The following is a 25,217-nucleotide window of genomic DNA, read 5'->3' on the forward strand; positions in this document are numbered from 1 at the left end:
TCATTCCTCCATCATTTCTTTAAATTCTATCCAACTTTCAAAAGACTCTTCCAATCCTCTCGATCGAATGGTTTCCATTTCGTCTTCTGTCATTTCATAATTTTTATCTTCACAATATTGTTGGACTGTATCATGCTCTGCTTCTAACCACTTATCATCGTCTTCAATTTTATCGACTTCTACTAATAATTTATCAAGTTCATTCATAGTAGTCAACCTCCAATTCATGTCAACAATCAATAAAGAAAATCGTTCCGTTAAATATTTATTCTCTCTTTTTTTAATGAAATTTCCGTTTCAATTATATTCCAAACGCCATAAATACAATCGCACACAGCAGCATACCAAATGCTGTAAGTGCTAAAGCTCCTTTAATTGTCAAGTTAACTCTTGACATATGGCTTCCCATGTACCAACATGTCAAACTAATTAATGCACATGTAATTCCTCTCATTTTTTATCTCCTTTGTTCTTAAATATTTTGTCATAAACTTCTTTATAGAATTGAATATCCTGTGCTGTTGCTCTTTTTACTTTCTCTATACAATTTTGTAAAAAAGCCAAACTTTCTTCCTTATTCAAATGTTTTCCTCCTGATACTTTCCGTTTCATTACAACTCATAATCTCTGCATAAATCCAACACTGTATCAATAATATTCTGTACGGAATCAATTCCATACCCGCTTAACATATCGAACGAAACATTGTCAGATGCGTATACTAAATCACAATAATGACACCACCCATCTTCTTCGTTATTAACAAATGTAATCTCAAGATTCACTTCGTTTGTTAATGGATATTGCCAAGCTCTGTCATCAAATGATATTGGTCTATTTCCATTTCCGCTCCACATTTCAGGGTTCATCTGATTAAAAAAATTTTTTACAATTTTTTCTGCCGTTTCTCTTTTCATTATCATCACTCCTAATTTTGAATTTTCTATTTCATTCTAATAAAAACATAAGACACCATCATATAAGTCCGGTGTAAATTCCTCAATTCCCCATCGTGTAATATCTAATGGCAATCCTAAAGTTTCTAATAATTCTTTTCTTTGACATTTCATTTTTTCAAATGCATCGTTTTCATTATCTGCATAGACAACACATCCGAAATTCTCTTGTGCTAAATAAAATACTTTCATATTGCTTTCCTCCACATAAATTTGTTTTCATAGATTTATTTTATCCTTGCATAAGTTATAAATAATTCCTCGTAGATCTTCAATTTCTGTTTCCGAAAGATATTCGCTTCTGTTAGTCTCCGGAATGTCATAAATATTACAACTATCATTTTCAAACCATATTTCAAAAATATAATACCATATTCCATTATCACAATTGTATTCACAGTGGATAAAATATGAATTTCCATCTTTATCAATCAACTCTCCATCACCAATGTCCAATGCAAAAGAAGTATCATCATTCCAATATGAATTGCATTTGAATTTTCTTCCATTTCCCCAATCTATTTCATAAAGGAGATTTTCGGTTTCTATATATTTCATTTCTATCACTCCTAATTTTGAAATCTACGTTTCATTTAGCTGCTTCTATTACAATGGTAGAATCTTGTGTTGTGATATACTTTATTTTCATATCAAGAATACGATCCAATGGTTTATTAAAACCGTCTCTTTTTGTGCAAAAAATCAATTCTGCTCCATCACCATATTGCTTTCCGTCTGAGCAATCATAAATATCATAATTACAATTACAATCAAAATCATCATTATAAACTAAATCGCCAACAACCATTCTTGTATCCTCCGATCATCAATTTCTTGTTTCTCTTTTTCGTGGATCTGTTCAAGCTCTTCATAAGTTACAGTTCGAGAATTATAACCTATACTTCTATAATATTTGGTATAATGATTTGCATTCTCTCTATCACAGCTTGTACATGTTTTTATAAATCCAGTATGCTTTTCTGTTGCAATCACGCAGACAACATTATCTTCCATAATTGTTTCCTCTCTTTTCTCTTTCCGTTTTCGTTTCTGAAATCATCGTTTCTTATGGCTAAATAAATTCTTCAACATATCCCATCGCTAATACATCTTGCATATAATTATAAAAATTTCTAGTTACAATTATTTTTTCAGGCGAATAAATAATATGTCTTTCATCGTATAATCTGTTTAGAATTTCAATTTCTTCTTCATCCATTTTTGAATAGCTCCATCCTTGACATGCATTTTTTATTGAATAGTCTATATACGGATATAATCTAAGTTCCTTTTGTGAAATTGTTCTATCCAAGAATGCCACCGCTTTTTCTTGAATGCTATCTGTTAGTATTCCTCTCATATAAAAACCTCTCTTTCCTAGTAAATCCTCATTTCATTGTCTCAATTTTTATTAATGGTTTTATTCTTCTCCTACCAACATTTTTCCCTTGTCGTTTAAGTAACGATAAAGTTTTATTATATGTTTCAACATCTATAATTGGCTCAAAATTTCCTTTATAAGTTTCTCCACAAAAAATATTGTACCCACAATATTGTGTTCGTGTAAGAATTTTTTGAACACTATAAGCTGTTGGAACTTTGCCTCTCTTACCTTTAAATCCTCTTTCTCTTGCTTCTTTCGCAACTTCTGATAAATTTTTTCTTAACGAATACTCAGAAAAACAAAAACGCACATATTCTGCTTCTTTTTTATTGATTTTAAATGAATCCTTTCCATCTAAATCATATCCTAATATTTCAGAACAAGTACGTTTTCCTTGTGCGGCTCTCTCTGCCATAGCTGCACTAACTCTTTCACTTGTTAATTCTCTTTCTAGCTGTGCGAATACACCAACAATGCCAATCATTGCTCTACCCATTGGAGTAGATGTATCAAAAGCTTCAGTATATGAAACCATAGATATATTCCATTGTTGGAATTTTTCCATTGTCGAATATAAATCCGATACACTTCTTGTAAATCTACTAAGTGCCCAAAATAAAACTAAATCAAATTTCCCATTTTTTGCATCATATAATAATCTATTTATATCTGGTCTATGTTCAATATCCTTCCCTGAAATTCCTTTGTCTGCATACAAATCATAAACATTATATTTCCGTTCCTCACACCATTTCCTAAGCGTTTTTTCTTGTGCATCTAAAGAATATCCTTCACGGGCTTGATCGAGTGTGCTTACACGTATATATATTGCTACTTCTTCAATTGGGACTAATATCGTTTTCTTAAAAACCATTTCCGTTGTAATTGCGTAATATTTCTTTTTCATAAAAACTATCTCCTTTCCTGAAATTCATATACAGAAAATACTTTTCTCTTCTTTTCAGTTACAAGGATTTTCCGCAATTTTCACTGCCTGTTCCTTTGTTTTTGCGTCTACAGATATACCTAATTCTTCATTTTCAAAACCAACACACCATGTTTTCATATTATTTTCTCCTTTGAAATTGCTATTTCTTAACAATAAAGCTCCCATCCTTTTCTTTGACTTCCAAGTTTCCGTTCAATTACAATACTTTCACCTTCACCTATTAAATATCCTTCTCTGCAAATTTCTGTATCTCCTAAACGAATCCATGGATAAATATAAAATTGCGTGATCTCTTTATAATTTGATAGATCATCTTTAAATCCATTTTCTCTGTTTTCTTTCAAGCATTCCTTCCAGATCTTTTCAAATTCAGTTCTACATTTCCGCTTAGACATTCGATTTGACTTAGTAACCTCATTTCCAGCATAATAATAACCACCTTCTGCTGGTTCATAAATCGGATATTCTGAATAAAATGTTAGATATCTCATATTATTTTCCTTCTCTCACACAATCATTCTGCTTCTATTTCCATCAGATCCGCAAATCCGCCATCGTAATTCTGTTTCCACGACCTATAAACTCCGTTTGTATCACGAAACTCTAAGTAATACGCTTCTCTCCATTCCCACGGCTCCTGCCATACAATCTCTTTAATTGTACATACAATTCCTTGGCAATGAACTACATCACCTGGTCTTAAATCTCTCATTTTCTTTACTCCTTTTAAAATCTTAGTTTCAACCGATACTGTCATATCCTGTTTCAATTACCCTATTTCCATATTCATCTTCCAAATCATATCCTCTGTATGATTTTCCAATCACTTTAACTTTTGTTCCTTTTTCGAAATAGCCTGCACAACTATCAACCTTTTTTATTGTAGTTGCCCAATCACCAATTTCAAACCCGTTTTTATTTTTTACATATGTCATATCTTTATCGTCCTTTCTGTTGAAATGCGAGTTTTAAACGCCCATTGTTCCGTCAAAATAATCATTTACACCTTCAAAATAATCTTCATTTGATTGTTCTTGATGAATAAGTTTCTGTGTCTCTGCAATTTTAATATTCCCACATTTAATCAATGAAACAAAATCCTCTGTATAATAATCGGCACTATTTGCAACACTGTCATCTGATTCAACAGGTATAAGAACAATTTTGTAGTTCTGTTTAATTTCTCTATTCCATCTTTCTTCCACCTTGCATAATGTGTCTTTAAATTCGTTTCCATTTAAGAAAAATCCAAAACCACATCTTATATTCAACGGAGCAATAAATCGCACGTTTTCAACCCCGTCGGTCATGATAGCTTGGCATAAATCATCTGAAGTAATCCGTTCTCCATTTTCAATTTTCTCTTTTAATTCTTTCATAGAGATCTTAATCCAATCATTGAGATAAATTGTGTTGCGATTCCAAGTAAAGAATTTTCCATTTTCATCTTCTCTGATTGTACGATCATATGATTTTTGTGTTTTTGTATCTTCAACTGATACTTCATTATGAAAATCATCATTCCATACAAACACTCTAATTATTTCATTTCCACACTTATATTTATAAAACATGTCTATTTTCCTCCATTTTCATATGTCATCGTAAATGCGAATTTCTTGTTTATATATTATAATAATTTAATATCATCTGAAATGAATCACTACTTACATATTCTGCAATATCCTTTTCATGTCTTCTTATTCTTTTTTCTAATAATTCTCTATTTTCAGGATGTGTTTGTAAAAATTCTTTATCTTGTTTATATCTTGCTACAAGATGCTTCAATGTTACTCTTTCCATATTTATTCACATTATCCTTTCTAATGAAACACGCATTTTAATATCAATTTTTTCTTCTGTCATGCATGAATTTTATTACTTTTTCATGCGTTTCTGGTGTTCGTGGCATCTTATTTTTCTGCATATAACTTATAATTGCCTCCCAATCTTCCCAGGTTAATGCATAATCGCAGCATTCGACGCCACAATTCATGCACATTACACCTCTGGTCTGAACAAAACATCTTCTTCCTAACTGTTCGTACTGTTCACTTTTCTCTTTTAATTCTGTTATTTCTGCTTCCGACTTCTTTTTCAGTTCCTGCAGTTCTGTTTTTAATTTTTCATTTTCAATTGTTGCATCGCTTGACAATGCAGCCTTAAATTCTTCAAGACTCATTCCTTTAGCCATGTTTATACATCCATTTCAATTCCAAACTCTTCATGCAACAGTTTTTCAAATTCCGGATCTCTCTTCACGTATTCATCGAGGAATTCTTCTTCACTACATGGCGCAAGATCGAAATGCACATCTTCTCGAATATCATCATTCATATATGTGACGATTGCGTCCCAAAGATTTTTGTCTAAATCTAATTTTTCTCCATACCGTAACATCACAAGTTCTCCTTTTCATAAAAATGAGGAACAAGATTTCTCTTGTCCCTTTATTATTCTCTTTTTAAATTCGGACATAATCCAAGACCACCATCAATTTCTGGTAGCCTTCTATATGCATCTCTGTGAATACAATTTTCTCTTTTGCATTCCGGACAGTAACATTTGATGTATTCTTCGTAACTCATTTTATAATTTGTTGTCGCAAACCATTCTCTTGTTGGCATAATTCATTCCTCACTTTCCATTGCTAACTCAATTAACTCATAAACTTCATCTTTGTTGTCTAACATAAACTTTTTAAATCCGTCTTCATCGCTTTCTCTTCCGTCAATTAATCTTCCATCATCATCATGAATCCAACGTTCCCACATTGTGTCTTCAACAATTGTTGCATTGATTCGCTTTCCTTTATATTCAATCTCAGGATCGTTCCATTCTCCATGCCATACAAATCCTACACTTGTAAGACCATACCAATCTGGAAGTTCTTTCATTTTTCTAAATAAAATTCCTTCAATGCTATTATCTCTTTCCAATGTACTAATCATATTTTTCACCTTCTAATAGTCTTCATCAATACATTCGTCTGCTTCGCTATAATATTGACCATCATATCCTTTTTCCATTAATTTCTCCCAACAATCATAGCATACCAATCTAAAAGTAATTCCGTGACAGTCTCTTGTAAAATTCATATCATTTCTTTCTACTTTTTTTCCACACACTGGACAAATTCTCATATCCTTTTCTTTCATATTTTTATTCCTTTCTATTTATACATTTCTCCATCTTTTGTTCTTGAAAATCGTTCTTTCAACTGGTTTTATATAACTTCTTTCCAATCAACCACCTGCTTATATCCGTCTGCCTGTAAGATGTGAATTTCTTCATCCTTGTCAAGCTCATATCTGTTTTTGAAAAATTCTTTTAACCCCTCTTCTCTTTCTGCTCTCCACAATTCATCATGAGTGATTATATCTCCAAAATTTTCCTCATCAGTTGTTACGGTAATATCAGAAATCTTTCCAAAATACATTGCTTCAAGTAAATCTGTATCCACATCTCCCTTGACAATGTAATCTTGCCAATCACCTTGACAATAACCTCTAATTGTTCCGTCTTTAAAAGCATCTTCTGGATAAAGCAATCGTAATACATCAACTATAATATCTTCTGTACATCTGCATTTATCGTAAAGCTCCTTTAATTTTGCATTTACTTCTTCGGATGTATATTCAGGATATAATTCATAACAATCAATATCCTCTATTACTTCTTTTGCCTTTTGATACCATTCGGCATCTGTATATTTCTTACAATTTCCATTACCAGTAAGAACCACCTGTTCATCAAAATTGTCACACCCACAATAATCTTTCCACACATCATTATCATTGTATAACCACCATGTTCCATCGCCGGTGTTGTCAATTCTAATTTCTACCATTCCGTTCTACCTCCATTATGCTGTCTTATTCATCTCAATATATTTTGCAATTCTCTTTTCAGCTTTAACCTTTACATCTTTAATATTAACTGGCAGAATCAAGAAGCTATATGTATCTCCCTTAATAATCCACGGGCAAACCTCTTTTGTCCCATAGAAAATCGGGTATTCAGAATCTACGATACTCATTACATCCACAAGAAAATTTGGATTAAAGCCAATATAAAAATCTTTTTCTGGTTTCTCTTTGACTTCGATTTCATCAAAAGCTTCATATCTCGTTGTACTTGCATACGAGTATAAATTTCCATTTTCTGCATGAAATGTAACTGGCAATTTCGATTCTTTCAAAATGTCTGCGTCGTACTTCATTGCCTCTAATAGCTCTTTTGCATTTGCAGTAAATTTATAATCCCATTCATCCGACAACATCTGATTTACTTTGAAGTATTCACCATCAATTCTTTTTGTAATATATGTAAAGTTTTCACTTTCTACTTTTACATACTTATCGTTCTGAGAAATAATGACTTTCCTTTCTGATTTTTTGTCCAATAATTTCTTAAACACTGGAACACATCTGCAATGCAGTTTTACTGTTTCAAACGGATTTTCTGTTTCTTTAAAAGTCATATCGTCTTCTAACTGTCGCATTCCGATCATACAGTTCCACAATGCTTCTACACGTTTCTCTTTTGTATTAAAATTGAACACGCTCATCATCCGATTAACTTCTTCTCTATTTGCCACAAATACTGACAAATTAGAAATTGTTTCAGATAACCAGTTTTCTTTTACATCCAGAATGTTTTCTCCGTTATCTAATACCGGAAGAGAAACATCTGTATTTTCAAATCGTGGAATAGAAACATTTTTCTTGCCACACTTGATATTGATTTTCTCTTCTTTATCTGATGTGATATCTTCTATGGTAATTTCTCCTGACATTTTTGAAATAATTTTAATATCTTCAATGTCGATTCCGAACATACCAGGTTCTGTATGGTACGTATTTTCTGTTCTTACTTCAACATAATGCTCAATATCTGTACTAAGAATTTTTAAAATTCCCTTATCGTCAATCGAGAAATATAATCTTTTAAGGCTCGGAACAGATGCTTTTTTATTTACTACCGTCATTGCTTTATCCATCATGGTTTTGAGTTCTTTTGCGTTCATCGTAAATTTGATCATATTATTTTACCTCCACTGTATTATATTTTTCTACGAGATATCTTAATTCATTTCTTTCTTTTCTCAATCTCTCAACATGTCTTGATAATTTCTTATTTCCTTCTAATAACGCTCGATTGTTATTGCGAAGCGATTTGTTTGAAATTTTGATTCTAGTATTTTCATTTTCTAATTGAGAAATATAAAGTTTCGCCTCTTCTAATTCCATTTTATATTCATCAATACTCATTTTTCTTCACCTTTCTTATGCTATCTTTTCCCATTCAATGTGTGTATTTTTTCTATGTGCTTCTTTTGATACAATGAGGATATCTCCTTTATAATATCTAAACATTATATCTTCTAAATGCGGTCTTGCTAAAATGTTCTGTTTAATTTTTGCAATTTCTCTTCCACCGTGTTCAGCTTCATATTTTTCCAGTACCCATTCTAAATCCTCATAGAAATCTAACAATGCACATTTAACTGATCGTTTATAATTCTCTTCCATGATCTCATGCATTCTTTTTTCAGCAGCTTCATATGTCTCAAAAACTTCATCTGGATATCTGTCATTATGACTTCCATAGCACTGCGTCCATGCAGGATATTTCTTTCTCAATCTATATGTATCGTGATTAAATTCTGGTTCAATAATTGGTTCTACATTTTCCATTTTGACAAGATAACCATTATCAAATAACCACTGAAGATCCGATGGACATGTAAAATATCTACCTTTCATTGCTGCATTGATTTTTTCTTTTTTATCAAGGTTTTCTGTTACGGTATATAAATCAGTGCTATATGTCCATCCTTTAGGAACTTTTTTAAATTCCGTTTCTGACTGAAAATCATCAAATGGAACTCCATTTATTAGTCTTATTTCTGGTGGTCTTAACCGTGATACCTTATGTCCACCATACGTTTTTTCATATTCGTACATTCCATACGAAACATATAATTTCCCGTTAAATCCTCTTTCAACATAATAACAAACCTGATTGTGTTTCATTGCTTTTTATCTCCTTTACATATTTTTTAATTCTTCATCTGAATACTTAAGCCACTTGCCAGTTTGGATATTATTCATCCGTTCTGTAAAAGTTCTCTTTCGCATCTCATACATTTCCGTTGCAATTCTATACATGTCGTAGACTACATTTTTTTCAATGTCAATGATCATGAACTTATGAGGATCATATGTGTCTAATACATATTGCATAAAGTCTCTAAACACAATCAACCTATTTGTAGTACACCAGGTGATTGTTTTGTCTTTTTCTTTTGTTACAAATTTTACATTTTGCATTTTTCTCCTTCCTAATAAATAAGACAGATACATTTCTGCATCTGCCTTATTATTCTCTGTAAAACATATTATTTATTAGCATTCAATTATTTCCCATGTCCATTCGTATTCTCCATCATAAGATGAAAGATCTGCTGTTCCATCATCATTTATTGTAAAATCAATTTTATCTCTATCTTTTTTACTTGCATTATTCATTTCTTCCTCATAAGTATTTTGTGCATCTTTTTCAAGAAATGCATACGCATCATCCTCATTATCAAATGAATCATGGCTTGCAATTTCCTTTTCGTGTACAGAATAACAAATCACTACATATTTTTTCATAAAAACTACCATCCTTTCTTAAATTGAAACTAATATTTCATTCATGTTTTTATCTAGCTTTCGCTTCAGCAAGCTATGAATTCCAAGTTACCCAAGCACTCGTTTTTCTGTTTCATTTCCAACGCTTTGCTCATAGCATAGTGATAACACTCTGCTTCTGTATCAAAGAAGTTATCTCCATCAAATTCTATTTTACGTTTTATGGATTTGATAGAACTTTCTAAGTCCATAACATCGTATTTTGCTTCAAATATCCACATGATAATTCTTCCTTCTAAATTGCACTCCTATCTACTCCATTTACCAACCTTATTTCCGTTGATATCCATAATTGTTCCGCTTGTTTCTCCATATTCGAGCTTTTCACAAATCTCTTTTAAGATTCTTTTAAGTTCCAATGCCTCATCCATATTATTCTCTTCTCCTGTATATGGATCACAAAATGCTGCATTTCCTGTTTTGATTTCACATTTAAACATAACTTTCGCTCCCTTCCAATCCAAGTACATAACAATCTCTCTTACCATTCCAGAAATACGATTTCAAATCTGCATATCAATCACTAATCCTTTCTCTCCACTTTTTAATTCGCACAGGGTAAGTTACGTTTTCTCTGTATGTTTTCAATTGTGCTTTTGCATCTGCTCTATCTTCACAATTACACTCAATATCCCATCCATAACCACAATTTCCTTCGATTGCATAACAATCTTTCGTCTTTCTCTTATATGTCATAATCAATATACCTCTTCATAAAATTTAATTGTTCCTTCCTTTTCAGCTTTATATTTCGCTTTATCAGTAAATAATGTGAGATAAATATCTCCCTCACAATATGTAAATACCGCCATCTGTTCATCTGAATAAGCGTAAGAGCTATAACCATTTACCTGCACTAAATCGAATTTGCATTTCTTTGCGAACTGATAGCTCAAATCAGACATCCAATGTCCACTCAACATATAGTTTCCATTTCTATCTTCTGTCTCTTCCATGAAGTTTACGTTCGCAATCCGTTTTGTATCTTCGTTCAATGGATACACTGACAAATCTAAATCGGCAATGTCATATTCTTCTTTATCTGGGATTCTTCCAGTTTCTCTAATCATCTGATAGTATTTGTTTCTTGGTATATATTTCATTATTTCATCCTCACTTTCATCATTTCTTTTCTGTATTCTTTTATCTGTTCCAAAGTCAACCATTCCGGTTTCTCTTCCAGTGAGTTCCAAATCCGTTCCATTTCGTCACAAATTGCTTCTACACTGCCACCCCACAGATGACCTTCATAACCGTTTCCATTTCCGAAGAAATAGTTACAATCACTTCTCATTCTGTCTAATAACATGTAATCCTTTTCTCTTGGATGACGAACAAAAGGATCATCGCATTCAACTGGTTCTGTTACTCTATTACATGGCTCACCACAGATTTCATCCCATTCGGTTCTATAAGCACCTGTGTAGAGATTAAGTCCGTTTTCTCCATTGTTCTCGTCAAAATACAACTTCCCATTTTCATCTTCGTAGCATGGAACTTCCATGTATCCACCAAACCCAACATATTTTACTTTCATACTTTTCAACCTGCCTTTCTATCCGATCCACTGTTTTGTTACTGTGTCATAAATCGCCCCGTTTGCATCCTGATATTCTTTGTATCTGGAATATGTAAACCGTAAACATTTATGACCGTTCGCATAAACAATGGTCTTATTTCCATTATCAATGGCAAATCTTTCACGCCATCCGGCTGCTTCCCATGCTTTTTTTCATTTCGCCTTTAAATTTTCTTTCCTTTTCCATTTTTATACCTCCTGTTTTCTCTTCATAATCCCATTTGCCGCCTGAACACATCCGTATAACCAACCATTCAGGTAATCAATGTTGTAGCAATACTGCGTCCAATCTCCGTTTTTTGCCCTTTCTTCACTGGTAAAAACATAAAATCCACCCCCATAATCAGCATCTTCAATTTTAATAAAGTCGAAGTTTGCCTTATAAGACCGCAAGTTATCTTTAATAATTTCTTCCTGACGTTTTGTCATCTTCTTTTTCTCCAATTAAATAAGGCAGCTAGGTATTTATTCTCCTAACTGCCTTTGATTTGCGTTATCTTGTTTAGTTGCTAAACCTTACAGATATTCTGCAAAAACCTGAAGGTCAAATTTATTGCTTAACTTTTCAATGGTCATATCTTTGAGTTCCTTTGCAAGTGATAATTCATTTGCATTGTAAGCCCATTCTATTTTACACCCATTTGGTGTTGCAGGGAATTTTACTTCTACACAAATTTCATTTCCATAGTCCGTAACTTCTGTTACTGTACCAAAGAAACTTTTATGAAATCGTACACCATATTCTTCTTCGTACTTTGTATCTGGATTAGATACATATACTAAATCACCAACTTTAAACATTTGCCTTCACTCCTTTTCTTGAAATCTTAATTTCATTGGGTTATGTTATCAAAAAAATCTAATATCTTCGTTTTTTCATAATACTGTTTCCAGTTACCGCTTAAAGTTACGCCTATACAAGTACACGGATCTGTATTATGACTTTTCGGTATCTGAAAAACGGCAATACATTCATCGTCAGTAACAGTCATATCCGAAAATATCAACTTTTCTAAGCTACATTTTGTTGCGCAGTTTTCTTTTACACCTGTACAAATTCTGTCATACTCCGACTTACACTCATCAAAAGATTTTCCTTTAATCACAACAGAATGATTTAAAACTTTAATTTCTGTCATACAATTATACCTTTCCTATGAAACACGTATTTCTAACTACTTGCTAATATAAATTCTTACTGAGTTTTCGTCATCAAATGCCTTTATGACATCATCTTCCGTTTCTAAGAATGTATAATTGATTCTGTATCTAATTCTTGCATTACTATAAAGTTTCTTGTAGAAATAATCGTCAAACTCCTTCATTGTCATTTCCGTTGGCTTGTCATTTTCAAATACTGTCACACCATCAATTCTATTGAATGACACATATTTTCCAGAATGAATTAACTCATCGTAAGTAACTGACTTTTTCAGCATTCTCAACAAGTGCATTCCATAATCATAATAAGTACAATATCTACTTCCGATTTTCAAGTCAAAGCCCTCTGATTCTTTGGATGGTTTACTATCATTTTTGAATCCTTCTGCAAACTTGATAAAATCTTCTTTTGTATAAATTTTCCCTTGCCAATCATCGTTTTTTCTGCCTTCATTGTCATTGTTACAACCTTGTAAACTCAGATGTAAAATTCTCCCATCTGATAAGTTCACAATTTTTGTTTTAAAGATAATACCATATCCCATATAATCACCATTTGTCTTTCTGATCTTCCTATGAAATGTTGCTTTCTTACACTAAGCTACAATTTTAGTAACTTTTAATTGAACCATCTGCGTTTACATGCCATTTTTCAGATGGTCTAAAGTTCTTTCCGTTGTTGATATGCAAAATCCATATGTCACCCTTCGGACAAAACCAATTAGCATGTTCCATCCGATGCTCCATACATTCTTCAAAAGAAGAAAATATATCTACAACTTCACCGCTTCTTTCGCTTGTTTCAACATATATTGCATAAAAATCAAACTTAACCATTATTCTCCCTTCTGAAATTTCTCTTTCATCCGATGAATCCATAGAAACAACCAAAAACTTTTTCTGGTTTATGAATAGTTACTGTGCGAATATCAACCATGTTTTATTACCTCCGTTTCAATTTCGTTCCCATCATCATCTTCCAGCCAATACTCAAGCCCAAGATAATCTGTATCACGCAAATTTTCTACCAGCATTTTCGCTTTCGGAAGAGAAACAGTTGATTTTAATTTTCTGGCTTGTGTTTCTACACCATTACTTGCTACAATGTACACATTCCCTTGCCTCCTTCTCTTACAGATTTTCTTGTTGCAAATAATCGACCGTCAAGACTCATATATACATCAACCATTGTATTTTTTGTTCTTACATACAAGACGGTCATATGCCGCAAAGCGTCTTTCTGTACATATAGTACGGGTTCGTACCGATCAAAGATTTTTATCCAAATCACCATAAAATCGCTTTCCTTTCTGTGATTAATAACAGCCCAAATAAAATGAACGTTACCCCTAACGGCCAGGTATCGCTTGCATATCTAATAAGTAGATACCCAACGCCCATAAGTATCACGCAAAAGATTTTTTGTGCTATAAGTTTTTTACGCTGCCGTTCTCTTTTGCGTTTGGCTTTCGCTTTCTGGATTTCCATTTTCCGTTGTTCTTCAATATGCTGACGGTATTTTTCGTAGTTGGTAATATCAATTATATTGTAATGATCTGGATCAAATACAGCACATTGTTGCGTTCTCAATTCTTTTCGCTCCTTTCACTTTTTTATTCGACATAAGGTTATTCTCTTTAATCAGTCTTGCTTTTACTTCTCTGTTCAGCCGTGTGTTTACTTCAATTCTCTTGTGAGTTACACGGTTTAAATAATGCAAATGCGATCCAGTACCATCTCTTCCGTTTACTCTTGTTTCTCTGAATCCATTAGGAAATAAATATTCCCTTTCAAAGTCCAGAACTTCCTTTGGCTTTCGTCGTCTCGACATTATTCATCGTCTCCTTTTAATAATCCGAAAAATTCTAATTCTGCATCATCCATAGCACATTCATTCATGAAATATTCATACTGTTCTTCGTCTGCCATATTACATTCTTCCAGAAGAGTATCTTTCCATTGCGTTGCAAGTTCTTCCAGGCGTGAACGTGGAATGTATGTATTTTCCGTTCTAGCACGAAATGAATCAATCGCATTCTGCATAACCAGATATTCTTCTCTACCATATTTTCCATACATCCATGAGCAGACAGTGTAAGCCCAACTTCCATCAGCACAGATATCAGATACAATCTTGTACTCTTCTGTACTTTCCATTTTGATGAGTGCGTACTCTTTCTTTTTGGCAATGATTTCATAATCAAAGCCAGCTGGATTATGTCGTGTCTCCATTTTTATTCTCCCTTCTCTCTTATACAAATTCGATTAGATTAATTCCTAAGTTCTCCTCTAATGATTCGAGAAAAACTTCTCCATCTTCTTTGTTTTTGCAGTAATTCACCAAAGAAGTCACACGTAATTCATTTTCGTTTTCCTGCAATTTCCCTTCAAACATCGCACGAACTTCATTCCAAAGATCGTCGTTTGTTTCCAGCTCTACAGATAAATCTGTAAACCGTTTCTGTTTTAATAAGTTATACCGTAATGTTTCTTTCATTTTCTCTTCCTCTCTTTCTTGTGATTGAATCAAATAATCACATCAGCACAGACAAGGTAACTTACCTTCTCTGCACTGTCTGACTACTTAATTTTCACTTTCGCTTTCGGATAAATACTCTTCAAGTCCTGCATATTCGTCATCCGAAAGCAGATTCCGTAAATCATCCATTGACATAATCGTTATTCTCCTTTCTCGTTTGCGTTTTTGAGTGAAAGAAAACACCATCAGTTAGCTAGGCTGACGGTGTTTCTTCCTATATATATGTGGAGGGATAAGGTGGTGCTTTCTTATTCCGAACTCCCTATGTAAAATATGTATATGTATTGCTTGCTATGTATGTAAGATATGTATTATTTATTGATTTCGCTTTCCAGAATGTCAAACAACTGTGCATTACTCTTAACAGGAAATACCTTACTTTCGTAGAAAGCTGCTCCGCTACAATGTTTCTTCAAAAGATTTAATGTTTCCGTTCCGTGAATGCTTTCCATCTTCAGAAGAACATTGATATTTCGCTGTGTGAATGCATTCTTTTCTGTAGATCCGCACCAATTCAATTCTTTAATCATAACGATTGCATGTTTAAGCGATTCAGGTCTGCGCTTTGCCATTCTTAACAGATTCATGGTTGGTGTAACTTTCCCAATAGGATTTTCTTTCCGATTCAGGTCAGCTGAGATCTGGATGTTGTATGCATCGAAAATCATTTTGAAATTAATATAATCTTCTTCGTTCGCTTCAATACCAGCTCTATACATATCACTAACCGACATAGGTTTCCTTCCTGCCTGCTGTCCTAAGAAAACTAATACGGCCTCACACATTGTTTTACAATCAATAATCTCAACCAGAATTTTTAATTTTTCTGCTTTTCCTAACAGATTGTTTTTCATAATGAATGCAGCTAATCTATGTGCGCCATCGGCTACATATAATTTTCCATCAATAAGGAACACTTTGATCGGATCGAATTTCGATTCATTGAAATTTTCTTCAATCTCTTTTGCCTTTACCATGTCCGTACTTCTCTGCCAGTCTGGAATATGTACAAACAGTGGGTTGATTGTTATATATTTTTTATTTCCTACTGTCAAAGGATACCGTAATGCATTGCTTACTTCCGATGTTTCCATTTCTGCATCAAAATCCCTCTGTTCATTAATCCAATTTTCGAAATCGACTGATGTCATATAATGCCGAAATCCTTTTGCTCTTCTATATTTTTCATATGTCTTTCCCATCGAATCTGAAAAGCTGTATCCTACATCATGAATTTCGATGTCGTCTTTATTGATCTTCAGGATAAAGCAGATTTTGTCTACTTTCTCTTCCGACGGATTACTTCGACCTGTTTCATAATTGGAAATTGTGCTTTCAGCAACTCCAAGTTTCTTTGCAAGTGCATTCTGTGACATACCAGCTTTCTCTCTCATCTCTGTTAATTTTACTCCATTGATTTTACACATAATTTTTATCTCCTTTTTCTATGTTTTATTATTTTGAATTTCCCTTTGATTTTGAGCATAAAAATAACAGGTATATTTCAACCTGCTTTTCTATGCTCTGGGTTCAGTTTTCGAAACCACATAATGTATATGGTTCTAGCGTACATACCATATAACAATATATAGCATTATCATATAGTATGTCATCTTCGGCAATTCGCTTCCAATTTTCAAGCGTTGCCTTCTTATTTTCTCTTAGTCCTCCACCGTATTCTTTCCAGATCGTATCACGGCTTGCAATGTTTAGTTCTGCTAATCTACGATCCATTTGCCGTAAAGATTCTATACGACGGTTTAGTGACCATGCTTCTATTTTGCGTTGTGTGATTGTGCATCAGCTCCTTTCTATGGTTTTGCCTTACTGGATTTTATAAAAGCTTTCATTCCAACCAGGAAGAAGAAATTCTGTCAACCGATCATTGTTCATCATCGCATTGAATCCGATTTCCGTTACAATGTCAATAATTTCTTTCTTAGTAAGGATAAATTCTAGCGTTGTCTTTTTAATAGTTTTTACACAGATTTCCGCAAGTTCTCTTTCTGCTTCTTTCTGCTTGTACAATACCTGACAGCTGATGTCATGGAACAGATCGTCTAACGCTTCTTTTACCTGCTGAATAGTAATATATTCTTCATGCAGTTTTTTGTATTTTTCTACAGACTCGTTGAATTTCCGTTCTTCCGCCAGCTTGTTACAATACTGGACTGCTGCCGCGAACTCTGCGTCTGTCATATCACAGGTAAAGATGATAATTTCCGGTTTCTCTTTTGTTTTAAAGTCGATTCCAGATAATGCAAGATAAGAATAAAAACTTGCGCTACTTGTTACTTTGATTTCGAATACTTTTCTCATGATTTTTAATTTCCCTTTCTTAATTAATTTGATTATGTATATATTATGCATAATTATAAGTTATGCATTTATACTACATAGTTCTTAGTGCTGCGAAATGATCCAGTTTCCGTTGTTCGCTTCACCAAAAGCTACGACATAAGTAAGACACAGAAGAGATGGAATAATATTCCACATACTAGCTTCCAAACTGAGCAGGGACGAAAATGCGCCGATCCATGCCAGGATATAACTTGCTTTTAAAATTTTATCTCTCATTTCTTTTTCTCCTTTGCCTTTTTGTTTTATTCTCTATTTGCCTTTTTCGAATTTTGAGTACAAAAATAACAGCCATCGTTTTCGTGATGGCTGCTATTAAAATGTATACAGTATTTAGTTTATAAGGACTATTTCCGCAATGGGACAATATCTAATGTATATCCCATTGGTACAAGCAATTTAATAAGTGTGTCAATCTGCGGCACTGCTTTCATACTTTCCATTCTGGCGATCGCTGACTGTTTAACTCCGCTTGCCTTTGCAAGTTGGGTCTGAGAGAATCCGCTGGACTCTCTCATCTCCTTTACTTTCTCAATCAATGCGACTTCAAAATTGATTTCTGCCTTGTCTTCTTCGGAAAAATATTCCGGATCATTGAACATATCTTCGAAATTTTTATGCTCTTTCATAGCTATTTTCCCTCTCTTTCTAACCAGTCTCGCATGTTTGCCTTTGCCTTTTCTATTTCTCTTTTCGGTGCTTTCTGCGACTTTTTCATGTAATGACTTAGTAACACAAACTTATTCTCTTTCCAGTAGAAGAAGAAAATTCGATTCTTTAATGGTCGCAGTTCCCAAACATCTCCTTCGATCGGTCGAACTACAGGATATCCGATTCTTGTGCCGTTTCGCTTAAGCAACAAAATATATTCTGCAATCTTGTTCATGTTGATTCTTGCGTTTTTATCTATCTTTGCCTTTTCCGCAAGCTCTGCGAAATATTCTCCAATTTCGCAATGATCGTTGACGTCCTTATAAAATTCTACTGTATACATTTATTATATTCCTCCTTCGTCAAATTTATTATAACATATTTGTTATAACTGTACAAGATAGAATTTTATGTTTGCCTTTCAGTTTTCTCTTATCAGTCCGAAAATCTCATAAACACTTCCATCTTTTGTGTAGATACGGATTTTGCCTTCTTCCTTTTCTACGTCGGTGATGTCATCAAGTGCGACGTATGCCTTGTTAAAATCGTACTCGTCGGCTGATTTATAAGAGTAGAACTCATAACCGTCGGAAGTCATAAGAGACAGTTCTTCTCCGTTTGTATTCCAGTCTACAATGTCAGAAATAAACGAATCGGCGTAGCTGTAATCCTGTTCGGCGGAATAGTCAAGTTTTCGGTTGTTGGTTTCCGTTGCGGAGTTCTGCCGTGATACTGCTTTTACTGGTTCTGCTGCTGTTCTGGTGGTGTTGTAAGCAGAGATTCCGGAAAAGATGGTGGTAAGGGTGAGAAGTGTTACTGTTAATTTTTTGAACATAGTAGTTCCTCCTTATTTTGAGTTTGCCTTGTGAAATTGAAAATTTTTGCATCAAAAAAAGACATTCTTGCTTTGCATTGCAAAAACGCCTTTTTCGGTTCTGTTATTTTGTTTTACAAATAGAATGTAACTTCTACTTGTGTAGGAATCCCGAATGCAATTACATTACATACACGGGTTTCCATTGTGTTATCTTCCAGATATTTCCGTTGTTGGATTCTGGAATCATACATTCCTGTCAGTTTCCGCAAAGTATCTTCTACGTTTTCCGGTACGAACTGTTCCGCAATTTCTCTGTGACGCCGTGAAAATTTTGTCATCGGAATACAAGTAATATCATTTCTTTTCATTTTCTCTTCCTCCTAAGATCATTCTTGATGCTTTCAACGCATTGTTTGCCTTGAAATTTCCAGTTTTGATAAACACGGATAATAAAGCCGGTGCTAATTCTTCTACTAATTCTGTAGTATATAACATATTACAGATAGCATTGAAAATACCCATGGTTGCCTTGTCATTTTCTAAATGATTGCTTTTAATTGTAACCATCATTGCGTTTTCTGCCTGGATTGCGTTCATGTTATTCTACCTCCTGTTTTACCTTTTTACATTCTCTGCTTAATAGTCATAACCACAAGATAATGAAATCATTGATGCATTACCAGAAAATTCCCAATGAGCATAAGTTGTGTGTTCTTTCCATTCCGGTTCTGACCGTCCAAAATCTCGTGCTTCCATTCCAGGAATTAATCGCTGCCCAGATCCACCGCCTTTCTTTCTTGTAACCGCGCTTTTCATCATTTTATCGAAATTTTCCGGTTTGCATTCTCTGATTGGGTGAACTGATTTCGCTTTACTTTCTTTATGAGCTTTCCAGATGCTGCACGCAAGTTTCCGTTCGAACTCATTCTTGCTATAGGTGGCGATTATATCTCGTTCCCATTCGTTATAAACCGAATTGAAAGCCCACACATACAAATAAACGCGGTTTCCTTTATAGTTTGGGAACGAGTCACACACGTACCGAACGCCGTCATATTGAGTATATACGGCATTTACTGGGAAAAGTTTTCCCGCCATTCTGAATTGTTTTCTTGCAATGAGATAACGCGTATCTGAGCATTTTTTAAACACTTCTGAAATTTTACACATGGTTTTCCCTCTTTTCTTTCTTATTTTCATTGCAAAGCTGGAAATTTAAGTACGCAAAAAAGACGTTGCACACACAACGCCCATTTTCGGGTATCAAAAAGCACTTAAAAAAATAAGTGTTGAAAATCGCCCGTAACTTTTGACGGTCACGGGCGATTATATTGCGATTGCGTGGTTATTTCTGTTTCTTCTGTTCAAAAGTCAGATTGCCCTTAATTTCGAACTTTCCACCCTGTTTTTTCAGGACGATTGCTTTTACAAGAACTCGTTCAAATTTCTTGTAGTTCACTGTCTTGAACAGGAATTTTCCGTTTCCGTCCTGTTCAATGTTGAAACCAGAAACAAGGGTCGCCAGGTTATTTAATTCCGTTGGGGTCATTCTGATGGAACGAGACGCAAGTACCTTGTTCCCGTCCGACTTTGTGACAGAAAACCGCGAAAACAGGTTTTCCATCTCAGACCGGAATGACAGATATAATTTTTTTGTATCTTCCGTTGTCTCACCACCAGTGCGTCCCAATTCATGGCGGTAAAGCTGGGCTGACTGTAAAGGTTTTTCAAAAACCTTTTTCCAGTCCGAAACGTTTCCGGAAGCAAGGGAACAAAACAGTTCAAAATGTAACAACTGTTTTCCCGTGCCTTTCACCTGGGCAACGTATACCGGAGAAATGATACCGGAAATTTCGTTACACGCGTTGCGGAGTGCGTCACGGCGGTTGACAAGATCCATTCTTACGTCCTCCGATGTGAGAAGAAACGCGCGGAGCTTTGAGTATTCTGTGCTTTCCTCCTGATCCAATTCGAATACATCACGCTTGTTTTCGAGCTCTTTTGCGCGCGCTTCAGACTTTTCAACCGTTTTCAGAAAACTTTCTAACTTGTTTTCTGAAGCTGTTTTTTCCTGTTCCATACAAGCAGCGAAAACGGCGTTTTTGTACAGAACTGGAGTGAGAACTACACCGACAAGTGACAGTTCGCTAAAGTCGGTATAAGACCGTGAGATAATCCCGTCCGAAACGAGATCGAAAACAACGCGGTTATAGACAAGCGCGGTTTCATCTACTACAAGACGAGTTCCGGAAACAAGGTTGATAGAAGCAAGTTCGTTGCGGGTTACTTTCAGAATGTTATACATCATGGTTTTTTCCTCCTTAAATGCCGTGTACTTGACACGGCGAAACAAAATTGATAAGATATGTATTGAAACAATTTCGGCGCTCATAAACTCACGTTTTCGTCAATATTTCAAGCGGGCGACTTGAGCGCCACGACTTACGGGAAACGTCCCGCGACGTATTTTAATGGAACACGTAAACCGAAAAGGGAGCGACTTGAGCGCCACCACTTTTTTTATTGCAATTTGTAGGGAGCGACTTGAGCGCCACCACTACGAAAAGGTGTTTCGTTCGAATGTAGTCTGTATATCCCGTGTACAGGTGGGAAAACGCATATCATCACACGCGCCCACTTTGTTTACCACTCAAGTGCTGCTGATTTTAAGCAGATATTTGAAGACGGTTACTCGTGTTACCCGTTCGCGTACATCTCACGACGTTCGCGCGCTCAACTGGGAATAGTCCTATTCGGTATGGACTTTGTACCGGGCAAATTAGTTTGCCGAACTCATGCAAGAATAGAATGCAGATGGATTTTCCGCCATCCGCGGAGCGGTTACACGTCCGCGTAATAGATACTGAGACTAAGGTTGACAGTTACAATCCCGGGCGGTGTCCGGTATACAGAAGAAGAAACACCGCGAACGAAACGACCGTTCGCGTATCAATTAAGGTCATCCCTCATTGACAAGTCAAGTATAGCATGTAGGCACTCATTTTTCAAGTATTTTTTAGTAAAATAATCACGGTTTTATAAGTGCCTACATATATATTTTTATGCATATTGCTAGTTAGTTAAATGTAATTGTACAATATAAACAACAAACATAGTGCAAATAGTAATGTTATGCAGCATATTGACGAACAGTAATATTGCACAATAGATGCAATAGTTTATTGTGCAAAGTGCTGAAAATAAAATAATTTATTATTGTATATGCAAAAGGAGTTATTGTGTATGAGTACAGAAGCAGAAAAGAAAGCTGTTAGAAAGTATCAGGCAAAATGCAAAGAAGTAAGAATAAAGTACACTGAAAAAGAAATATCAGAATACAATAGATTGCAAGAATATTTATCAGAAAATAATATCAAAGTGACCGAATATTTGAAAAAATTAATAAAAGCAGATCTGGACAAAAAGGGGTATTGACTGCAAAGCGTGCCGGAATAGAAGGTTGACTAATGGTCATATTTTTATGACTAATGGTCATATTTTTGTGACTAATAGTCAGTTTAGAAAATTAGGAATGGTTACTATTATTGATTTTATGGAAATGTGAGGTTTAGTACTGGTAAACTTTTTGTTTAGTATTTGCATATGTGGAAATTGTGGATAATGTGGAAAACTTATGTGGATAACTTGATAATAGTAATCATTACTATTTTCGATATGTAAAATTTTTACATATGACCTTACGTCACCTTGCCACCGGAATAATGCGCGCCATGGTCAAAAATTTTTATTTTACCAAACAATAGAAAAAATTTTATCTATTGTCAAAATTTTTTGAATTGTATTAGAATTGTGTTATGCCCTATAAAATACCTGTTTTTCGGGGTAAAATAGTGATGTGATCTGTTTATTGTCTGAATGTTCAGACTGGGGGGTAGTTAAAACTGGTAAATTGTCTGAATTTTCTGAAACCTCACATAGCTGGTTCATCCACACACTAACTCCAAAACTCATCATCACCATCCCATTCCGCCCATCCAAAAACAATCCCAAATTTACCCAATAATCAAGCCAAAAATCCAATCATTTCACCACAAAACACCTTATCGTACCCTTTATCGTTAATCCCAATAATCAAGCCTTAAAATCACTCCACCATTCATATTTCATTTCCAACTTTCACACATCCGTTCCAAAATAATCCATATAAATTCCAAACTCTAACGATAAGTATTTCACCACGCAAAAATTGCTCTCTTCTACTCTCACATCCACGCATACCATCACAAATCATCCTTACTATTGATCTAAGGACAAAACAGTATTATAATCGACCTAGAATCCATTCAAACACCTATACCCTATAAACTGTCAACCTATACAAGAAAAGAGGAAAATCATGTCATTTCGTGATGAATTGTCCAGCCTTACCCCAACACAAAAGCAGATCCAGGTCAAAGCAACATCTGAAGCACAAACAAATGCCAGACTTGATTATTCTGGTGTAAAAGATCTTTTACGCTCCAAAGCACAGCATAATGAGTACACAACTATAGGCAATCATAAATATATCTCTTGCTATTATCCGGATTCCTATTCAGGCGAACCAGAAGCTGCAGAATATGTCAGACGAGTCTGTGAAACAAGAACAACCATGCATAGAAGAGGATTATTTTCTGGACAAGTACAAGAAACATCATGCGTAATCTCTTATATTATTACAAACCAATCTGCATATGATGAATATTTAAAAGAATTACAAAGACTCGCTGCAGAAGATGATATTCGTATATCTGTAGTAGGATATAATAAATTAGAAAAACGCACCGAAATATCAATTCCCTGTTGTCTCGGATCGACTTTACTGGCAAACAATTATATGTACAGAATCAAACTTAGTGTCAGCATCACATTTTAAATAGGAAATAACTCAAATAAAATAAGGGTAGATGACCATAAAAATCACCTACCCTATACAAAAAGATACTTCTACAGATTTTAAATCAATTTTATATCCATACCATAACAACTATCCACTAAGCACATTAAAATTTGTTCTAAACAAATAATCTCACATACTCTCCTACGATCATACCCAAGAAATGATCTGTATCCTCTCATACCAGACACACCATGGGGGGCTACTTTTAAACTCCAGCATAAAACGATCTTCTATTTCATATATACCTATATAATATACAGAATTTACCATTTGAATGTTTGTTCGAATTATGCTAAAATTATTAATATCAAAAATATAAAGGACTGTTGGGCATGAATGATTTATATAGCTTTTTCTATTGGGGAGATTACAATGCTCAGATGGCGGAATTAGCAAAAAGAGCACAGTCAGAGCCGTGGTCTTTTGGAAATATAAACGATTATTCAATTTTAAAAAATTATATGAAACACACTTTCCAAAAACTGCAGAGTGAAGGGAAAATCGTTACAGCAAAATATTATTGTATTTTTAATACAGGCCTATATGATAATTATAACGAACCAATTTATGTATATGCAGAACCTAATAATAGATTAGGCTATTCAAGTTGGATATTTAAAGGATTCAAAGATCGTTATGAGCTAGGCGATTTAAAAATCATTGATTTACCAGAAAGAGCTGATTACTTTTCTGATCCAGGCAAACTCATATTCAACTGGCATTATCCCGTTAATGTTCATTATGAACACATCTTAGATGACCTTAATACAGCGCAGCGTTTACCAGAACGTATTCGGACAAGTGATCTTGCATTGGAAACACTAAAAGGAGTAATCGATTCTTCAATTCAAAAGGTTACTGCGAATTATAAGCTTGCTATTCCTCATTACTACAATAACAGGATTCAGCTAATGATTCCATTATATTTCAACAAAAATAATATTCCTGACGTTGCATTGGTGCTTAATGAAATAGATGGAAAGTGTTACCAAGCAAGAACATGTCTTTCCATGAAGATGGCATACATTGATGCAAGGATTATTTCTAAGCCTGATGTGTTCTGGTTATCCTTTGATACAATTAATGCAAGAGAAGAAGAATAAAATAATATATGAAAATACATTCCTATAGCAGATGAGAGAAATCTTGTCTGCTATTTTTTATGCTCAAAATCAAAAATTGACAAATCATAAAACACAAAAACGATTCAAATAGCATGGAG

General features: G+C 34.3%; 53 protein-coding genes. 3 read left to right on the forward strand and 50 right to left on the reverse strand.

Going from position 1 to position 25,217, the window contains the following annotated elements; genetic code table 11:
* The 50 genes from DWX00_RS12810 to DWX00_RS13040 form a co-directional block, all read right to left on the reverse strand.
* Positions 1–207, reverse strand: a complete 207-nt coding sequence (locus DWX00_RS12810; RefSeq protein ID WP_118595453.1) for a hypothetical protein — start codon at positions 205–207, stop codon at positions 1–3.
* 94 nt (positions 208–301) lie between these two features.
* Positions 302–454 carry a hypothetical protein gene (locus DWX00_RS19695; RefSeq protein WP_158578852.1) on the reverse strand — a complete coding sequence of 51 codons (153 nt, stop codon included), beginning with the start codon at positions 452–454 and terminating at the stop codon, positions 302–304.
* Positions 451–582 carry a hypothetical protein gene (locus DWX00_RS20320; RefSeq protein ID WP_279220418.1) on the reverse strand — a complete coding sequence of 44 codons (132 nt, stop codon included), beginning with the start codon at positions 580–582 and terminating at the stop codon, positions 451–453. The genes DWX00_RS19695 and DWX00_RS20320 overlap by 4 nt, the downstream gene beginning before the upstream one ends.
* A gap of 29 nt (positions 583–611) precedes the next feature.
* A complete protein-coding gene (locus tag DWX00_RS12815; RefSeq protein ID WP_118595454.1) occupies positions 612–917 on the reverse strand; it encodes a hypothetical protein in 306 nt (101 codons plus the stop codon).
* A 36-nt stretch (positions 918–953) separates the two neighbouring features.
* Positions 954–1,148, reverse strand: coding sequence for a hypothetical protein (locus DWX00_RS12820; RefSeq protein ID WP_118595455.1), 195 nt, complete (start codon positions 1,146–1,148; stop codon positions 954–956).
* Positions 1,149–1,175: 27 nt separating this feature from the next.
* A complete protein-coding gene (locus DWX00_RS12825) occupies positions 1,176–1,514 on the reverse strand; it encodes a hypothetical protein (RefSeq protein ID WP_118595456.1) in 339 nt (112 codons plus the stop codon).
* Between the two features lie 31 nt (positions 1,515–1,545).
* Positions 1,546–1,764 (reverse strand): hypothetical protein, encoded by a 219-nt coding sequence (locus tag DWX00_RS12830; RefSeq protein WP_118595457.1) that lies wholly within the window; start codon positions 1,762–1,764, stop codon positions 1,546–1,548.
* Positions 1,746–1,970 carry a hypothetical protein gene (locus tag DWX00_RS12835; RefSeq protein WP_118595458.1) on the reverse strand — a complete coding sequence of 75 codons (225 nt, stop codon included), beginning with the start codon at positions 1,968–1,970 and terminating at the stop codon, positions 1,746–1,748. The genes DWX00_RS12830 and DWX00_RS12835 overlap by 19 nt, the downstream gene beginning before the upstream one ends.
* 58 nt (positions 1,971–2,028) lie before the next feature.
* Positions 2,029–2,316, reverse strand: a complete 288-nt coding sequence (locus tag DWX00_RS12840) for a hypothetical protein (RefSeq protein WP_118595459.1) — start codon at positions 2,314–2,316, stop codon at positions 2,029–2,031.
* Positions 2,317–2,344: 28 nt separating this feature from the next.
* Positions 2,345–3,247: a recombinase family protein gene (locus tag DWX00_RS12845; RefSeq protein ID WP_118595460.1), complete on the reverse strand. Its 903-nt coding sequence runs from the start codon at positions 3,245–3,247 to the stop codon at positions 2,345–2,347.
* A 188-nt stretch (positions 3,248–3,435) separates the two neighbouring features.
* Positions 3,436–3,780, reverse strand: coding sequence for a hypothetical protein (locus tag DWX00_RS12850; RefSeq protein ID WP_118595461.1), 345 nt, complete (start codon positions 3,778–3,780; stop codon positions 3,436–3,438).
* 23 nt (positions 3,781–3,803) lie between these two features.
* On the reverse strand, positions 3,804–4,001 hold the full coding sequence (locus DWX00_RS12855; protein WP_118595462.1) for a hypothetical protein: 198 nt from the start codon (positions 3,999–4,001) through the stop codon (positions 3,804–3,806).
* A gap of 28 nt (positions 4,002–4,029) precedes the next feature.
* Positions 4,030–4,224 (reverse strand): hypothetical protein, encoded by a 195-nt coding sequence (locus tag DWX00_RS12860; protein WP_118595463.1) that lies wholly within the window; start codon positions 4,222–4,224, stop codon positions 4,030–4,032.
* A 33-nt stretch (positions 4,225–4,257) separates the two neighbouring features.
* Complete coding sequence (locus DWX00_RS12865) at positions 4,258–4,863, reverse strand: hypothetical protein (RefSeq protein ID WP_118595464.1); 606 nt, start codon at positions 4,861–4,863, stop codon at positions 4,258–4,260.
* Between the two features lie 49 nt (positions 4,864–4,912).
* Positions 4,913–5,092: a hypothetical protein gene (locus tag DWX00_RS19490; RefSeq protein WP_147398263.1), complete on the reverse strand. Its 180-nt coding sequence runs from the start codon at positions 5,090–5,092 to the stop codon at positions 4,913–4,915.
* A gap of 43 nt (positions 5,093–5,135) precedes the next feature.
* Positions 5,136–5,483, reverse strand: coding sequence for a hypothetical protein (locus DWX00_RS12870; RefSeq protein ID WP_118595465.1), 348 nt, complete (start codon positions 5,481–5,483; stop codon positions 5,136–5,138).
* A gap of 2 nt (positions 5,484–5,485) precedes the next feature.
* Entirely contained in the window at positions 5,486–5,689 is a 204-nt protein-coding gene (locus tag DWX00_RS12875; protein WP_118595466.1) for a hypothetical protein, read from the reverse strand.
* A gap of 53 nt (positions 5,690–5,742) precedes the next feature.
* Positions 5,743–5,916, reverse strand: a complete 174-nt coding sequence (locus tag DWX00_RS19700; protein ID WP_158578854.1) for a hypothetical protein — start codon at positions 5,914–5,916, stop codon at positions 5,743–5,745.
* 3 nt (positions 5,917–5,919) lie between these two features.
* A complete protein-coding gene (locus DWX00_RS12880) occupies positions 5,920–6,240 on the reverse strand; it encodes a hypothetical protein (protein ID WP_118595467.1) in 321 nt (106 codons plus the stop codon).
* A 12-nt stretch (positions 6,241–6,252) separates the two neighbouring features.
* Positions 6,253–6,447: a hypothetical protein gene (locus DWX00_RS12885; protein ID WP_118595468.1), complete on the reverse strand. Its 195-nt coding sequence runs from the start codon at positions 6,445–6,447 to the stop codon at positions 6,253–6,255.
* Between the two features lie 68 nt (positions 6,448–6,515).
* Positions 6,516–7,139, reverse strand: coding sequence for a hypothetical protein (locus tag DWX00_RS12890; RefSeq protein WP_118595469.1), 624 nt, complete (start codon positions 7,137–7,139; stop codon positions 6,516–6,518).
* Between the two features lie 15 nt (positions 7,140–7,154).
* On the reverse strand, positions 7,155–8,333 hold the full coding sequence (locus DWX00_RS12895; RefSeq protein ID WP_118595470.1) for a hypothetical protein: 1,179 nt from the start codon (positions 8,331–8,333) through the stop codon (positions 7,155–7,157).
* A gap of 1 nt (position 8,334) precedes the next feature.
* Positions 8,335–8,562 (reverse strand): hypothetical protein, encoded by a 228-nt coding sequence (locus DWX00_RS12900; RefSeq protein ID WP_118595471.1) that lies wholly within the window; start codon positions 8,560–8,562, stop codon positions 8,335–8,337.
* Between the two features lie 15 nt (positions 8,563–8,577).
* Positions 8,578–9,327, reverse strand: coding sequence for a hypothetical protein (locus tag DWX00_RS12905; RefSeq protein ID WP_118595472.1), 750 nt, complete (start codon positions 9,325–9,327; stop codon positions 8,578–8,580).
* Between the two features lie 15 nt (positions 9,328–9,342).
* Entirely contained in the window at positions 9,343–9,624 is a 282-nt protein-coding gene (locus DWX00_RS12910; RefSeq protein WP_118595473.1) for a hypothetical protein, read from the reverse strand.
* A gap of 75 nt (positions 9,625–9,699) precedes the next feature.
* On the reverse strand, positions 9,700–9,951 hold the full coding sequence (locus tag DWX00_RS12915; protein ID WP_118595474.1) for a hypothetical protein: 252 nt from the start codon (positions 9,949–9,951) through the stop codon (positions 9,700–9,702).
* Between the two features lie 65 nt (positions 9,952–10,016).
* The gene (locus tag DWX00_RS12920) at positions 10,017–10,211 is read right to left on the reverse strand and encodes a hypothetical protein (protein WP_118595475.1); all 195 of its coding nucleotides are present in this window, start codon (positions 10,209–10,211) and stop codon (positions 10,017–10,019) included.
* Between the two features lie 27 nt (positions 10,212–10,238).
* Positions 10,239–10,430, reverse strand: coding sequence for a hypothetical protein (locus tag DWX00_RS12925; RefSeq protein ID WP_147398264.1), 192 nt, complete (start codon positions 10,428–10,430; stop codon positions 10,239–10,241).
* Positions 10,431–10,506: 76 nt separating this feature from the next.
* A complete protein-coding gene (locus tag DWX00_RS12930; protein WP_118595477.1) occupies positions 10,507–10,686 on the reverse strand; it encodes a hypothetical protein in 180 nt (59 codons plus the stop codon).
* Between the two features lie 2 nt (positions 10,687–10,688).
* Positions 10,689–11,156, reverse strand: coding sequence for a hypothetical protein (locus DWX00_RS12935; RefSeq protein ID WP_158578856.1), 468 nt, complete (start codon positions 11,154–11,156; stop codon positions 10,689–10,691).
* Positions 11,093–11,527, reverse strand: a complete 435-nt coding sequence (locus DWX00_RS20155) for an LPD11 domain-containing protein (protein WP_243038013.1) — start codon at positions 11,525–11,527, stop codon at positions 11,093–11,095. Before DWX00_RS20155 ends, DWX00_RS12935 begins: the two co-directional genes overlap by 64 nt.
* Positions 11,528–11,758: 231 nt before the next feature.
* Positions 11,759–11,998, reverse strand: coding sequence for a hypothetical protein (locus tag DWX00_RS12945; protein WP_147398265.1), 240 nt, complete (start codon positions 11,996–11,998; stop codon positions 11,759–11,761).
* An 87-nt stretch (positions 11,999–12,085) separates the two neighbouring features.
* Complete coding sequence (locus tag DWX00_RS12950) at positions 12,086–12,370, reverse strand: hypothetical protein (RefSeq protein ID WP_118595480.1); 285 nt, start codon at positions 12,368–12,370, stop codon at positions 12,086–12,088.
* A gap of 32 nt (positions 12,371–12,402) precedes the next feature.
* Entirely contained in the window at positions 12,403–12,708 is a 306-nt protein-coding gene (locus DWX00_RS12955) for a hypothetical protein (RefSeq protein ID WP_118595481.1), read from the reverse strand.
* A 36-nt stretch (positions 12,709–12,744) separates the two neighbouring features.
* Positions 12,745–13,275: a hypothetical protein gene (locus tag DWX00_RS12960; RefSeq protein ID WP_118595482.1), complete on the reverse strand. Its 531-nt coding sequence runs from the start codon at positions 13,273–13,275 to the stop codon at positions 12,745–12,747.
* Positions 13,276–13,339: 64 nt separating this feature from the next.
* A complete protein-coding gene (locus DWX00_RS12965; RefSeq protein ID WP_118595483.1) occupies positions 13,340–13,567 on the reverse strand; it encodes a hypothetical protein in 228 nt (75 codons plus the stop codon).
* Between the two features lie 92 nt (positions 13,568–13,659).
* On the reverse strand, positions 13,660–13,842 hold the full coding sequence (locus DWX00_RS12970; RefSeq protein WP_118595484.1) for a hypothetical protein: 183 nt from the start codon (positions 13,840–13,842) through the stop codon (positions 13,660–13,662).
* 175 nt (positions 13,843–14,017) lie between these two features.
* Complete coding sequence (locus tag DWX00_RS12980) at positions 14,018–14,320, reverse strand: hypothetical protein (protein ID WP_118595486.1); 303 nt, start codon at positions 14,318–14,320, stop codon at positions 14,018–14,020.
* 240 nt (positions 14,321–14,560) lie between these two features.
* Positions 14,561–14,962 (reverse strand): hypothetical protein, encoded by a 402-nt coding sequence (locus DWX00_RS12990; RefSeq protein ID WP_118595488.1) that lies wholly within the window; start codon positions 14,960–14,962, stop codon positions 14,561–14,563.
* Between the two features lie 19 nt (positions 14,963–14,981).
* Complete coding sequence (locus DWX00_RS12995) at positions 14,982–15,227, reverse strand: hypothetical protein (protein ID WP_118595489.1); 246 nt, start codon at positions 15,225–15,227, stop codon at positions 14,982–14,984.
* Between the two features lie 353 nt (positions 15,228–15,580).
* On the reverse strand, positions 15,581–16,696 hold the full coding sequence (locus tag DWX00_RS13000) for a DUF6551 family protein (protein WP_118595490.1): 1,116 nt from the start codon (positions 16,694–16,696) through the stop codon (positions 15,581–15,583).
* A gap of 397 nt (positions 16,697–17,093) precedes the next feature.
* Positions 17,094–17,588: a hypothetical protein gene (locus DWX00_RS13005; protein WP_118595491.1), complete on the reverse strand. Its 495-nt coding sequence runs from the start codon at positions 17,586–17,588 to the stop codon at positions 17,094–17,096.
* A gap of 84 nt (positions 17,589–17,672) precedes the next feature.
* Positions 17,673–17,846: a hypothetical protein gene (locus DWX00_RS19705; RefSeq protein WP_158578858.1), complete on the reverse strand. Its 174-nt coding sequence runs from the start codon at positions 17,844–17,846 to the stop codon at positions 17,673–17,675.
* A 128-nt stretch (positions 17,847–17,974) separates the two neighbouring features.
* Positions 17,975–18,256: a helix-turn-helix domain-containing protein gene (locus DWX00_RS13010; protein WP_118595492.1), complete on the reverse strand. Its 282-nt coding sequence runs from the start codon at positions 18,254–18,256 to the stop codon at positions 17,975–17,977.
* A 2-nt stretch (positions 18,257–18,258) separates the two neighbouring features.
* Positions 18,259–18,621 carry a type II toxin-antitoxin system RelE/ParE family toxin gene (locus DWX00_RS13015; protein WP_118595493.1) on the reverse strand — a complete coding sequence of 121 codons (363 nt, stop codon included), beginning with the start codon at positions 18,619–18,621 and terminating at the stop codon, positions 18,259–18,261.
* 78 nt (positions 18,622–18,699) lie between these two features.
* A complete protein-coding gene (locus tag DWX00_RS13020; protein WP_118595494.1) occupies positions 18,700–19,113 on the reverse strand; it encodes a hypothetical protein in 414 nt (137 codons plus the stop codon).
* Positions 19,114–19,226: 113 nt separating this feature from the next.
* On the reverse strand, positions 19,227–19,463 hold the full coding sequence (locus DWX00_RS13025) for a hypothetical protein (RefSeq protein ID WP_118595495.1): 237 nt from the start codon (positions 19,461–19,463) through the stop codon (positions 19,227–19,229).
* A complete protein-coding gene (locus DWX00_RS13030) occupies positions 19,450–19,692 on the reverse strand; it encodes a hypothetical protein (RefSeq protein ID WP_118595496.1) in 243 nt (80 codons plus the stop codon). The genes DWX00_RS13025 and DWX00_RS13030 overlap by 14 nt, the downstream gene beginning before the upstream one ends.
* 39 nt (positions 19,693–19,731) lie before the next feature.
* Positions 19,732–20,265, reverse strand: a complete 534-nt coding sequence (locus tag DWX00_RS13035) for a hypothetical protein (protein ID WP_118595497.1) — start codon at positions 20,263–20,265, stop codon at positions 19,732–19,734.
* Positions 20,266–20,440: 175 nt separating this feature from the next.
* On the reverse strand, positions 20,441–21,403 hold the full coding sequence (locus DWX00_RS13040; RefSeq protein WP_118595498.1) for a hypothetical protein: 963 nt from the start codon (positions 21,401–21,403) through the stop codon (positions 20,441–20,443).
* A gap of 935 nt (positions 21,404–22,338) precedes the next feature.
* Here DWX00_RS13040 and DWX00_RS13045 point away from each other — a divergent pair.
* The 3 genes from DWX00_RS13045 (at position 22,339) to DWX00_RS13055 (ending at position 25,098) form a co-directional block, all read left to right on the forward strand.
* Positions 22,339–22,530 carry a hypothetical protein gene (locus tag DWX00_RS13045; RefSeq protein WP_118595499.1) on the forward strand — a complete coding sequence of 64 codons (192 nt, stop codon included), beginning with the start codon at positions 22,339–22,341 and terminating at the stop codon, positions 22,528–22,530.
* A gap of 922 nt (positions 22,531–23,452) precedes the next feature.
* The gene (locus DWX00_RS13050) at positions 23,453–23,971 is read left to right on the forward strand and encodes a hypothetical protein (RefSeq protein ID WP_118595500.1); all 519 of its coding nucleotides are present in this window, start codon (positions 23,453–23,455) and stop codon (positions 23,969–23,971) included.
* A gap of 356 nt (positions 23,972–24,327) precedes the next feature.
* Positions 24,328–25,098 carry a DUF3825 domain-containing protein gene (locus DWX00_RS13055; protein ID WP_118595501.1) on the forward strand — a complete coding sequence of 257 codons (771 nt, stop codon included), beginning with the start codon at positions 24,328–24,330 and terminating at the stop codon, positions 25,096–25,098.
* Positions 25,099–25,217 lie beyond the last annotated feature (119 nt).

Origin of the sequence: Blautia sp. AF17-9LB, assembly GCF_003479185.1 — a bacterium.
Classification (GTDB): Bacteria; Bacillota; Clostridia; order Lachnospirales; family Lachnospiraceae; genus Fusicatenibacter; species Fusicatenibacter saccharivorans.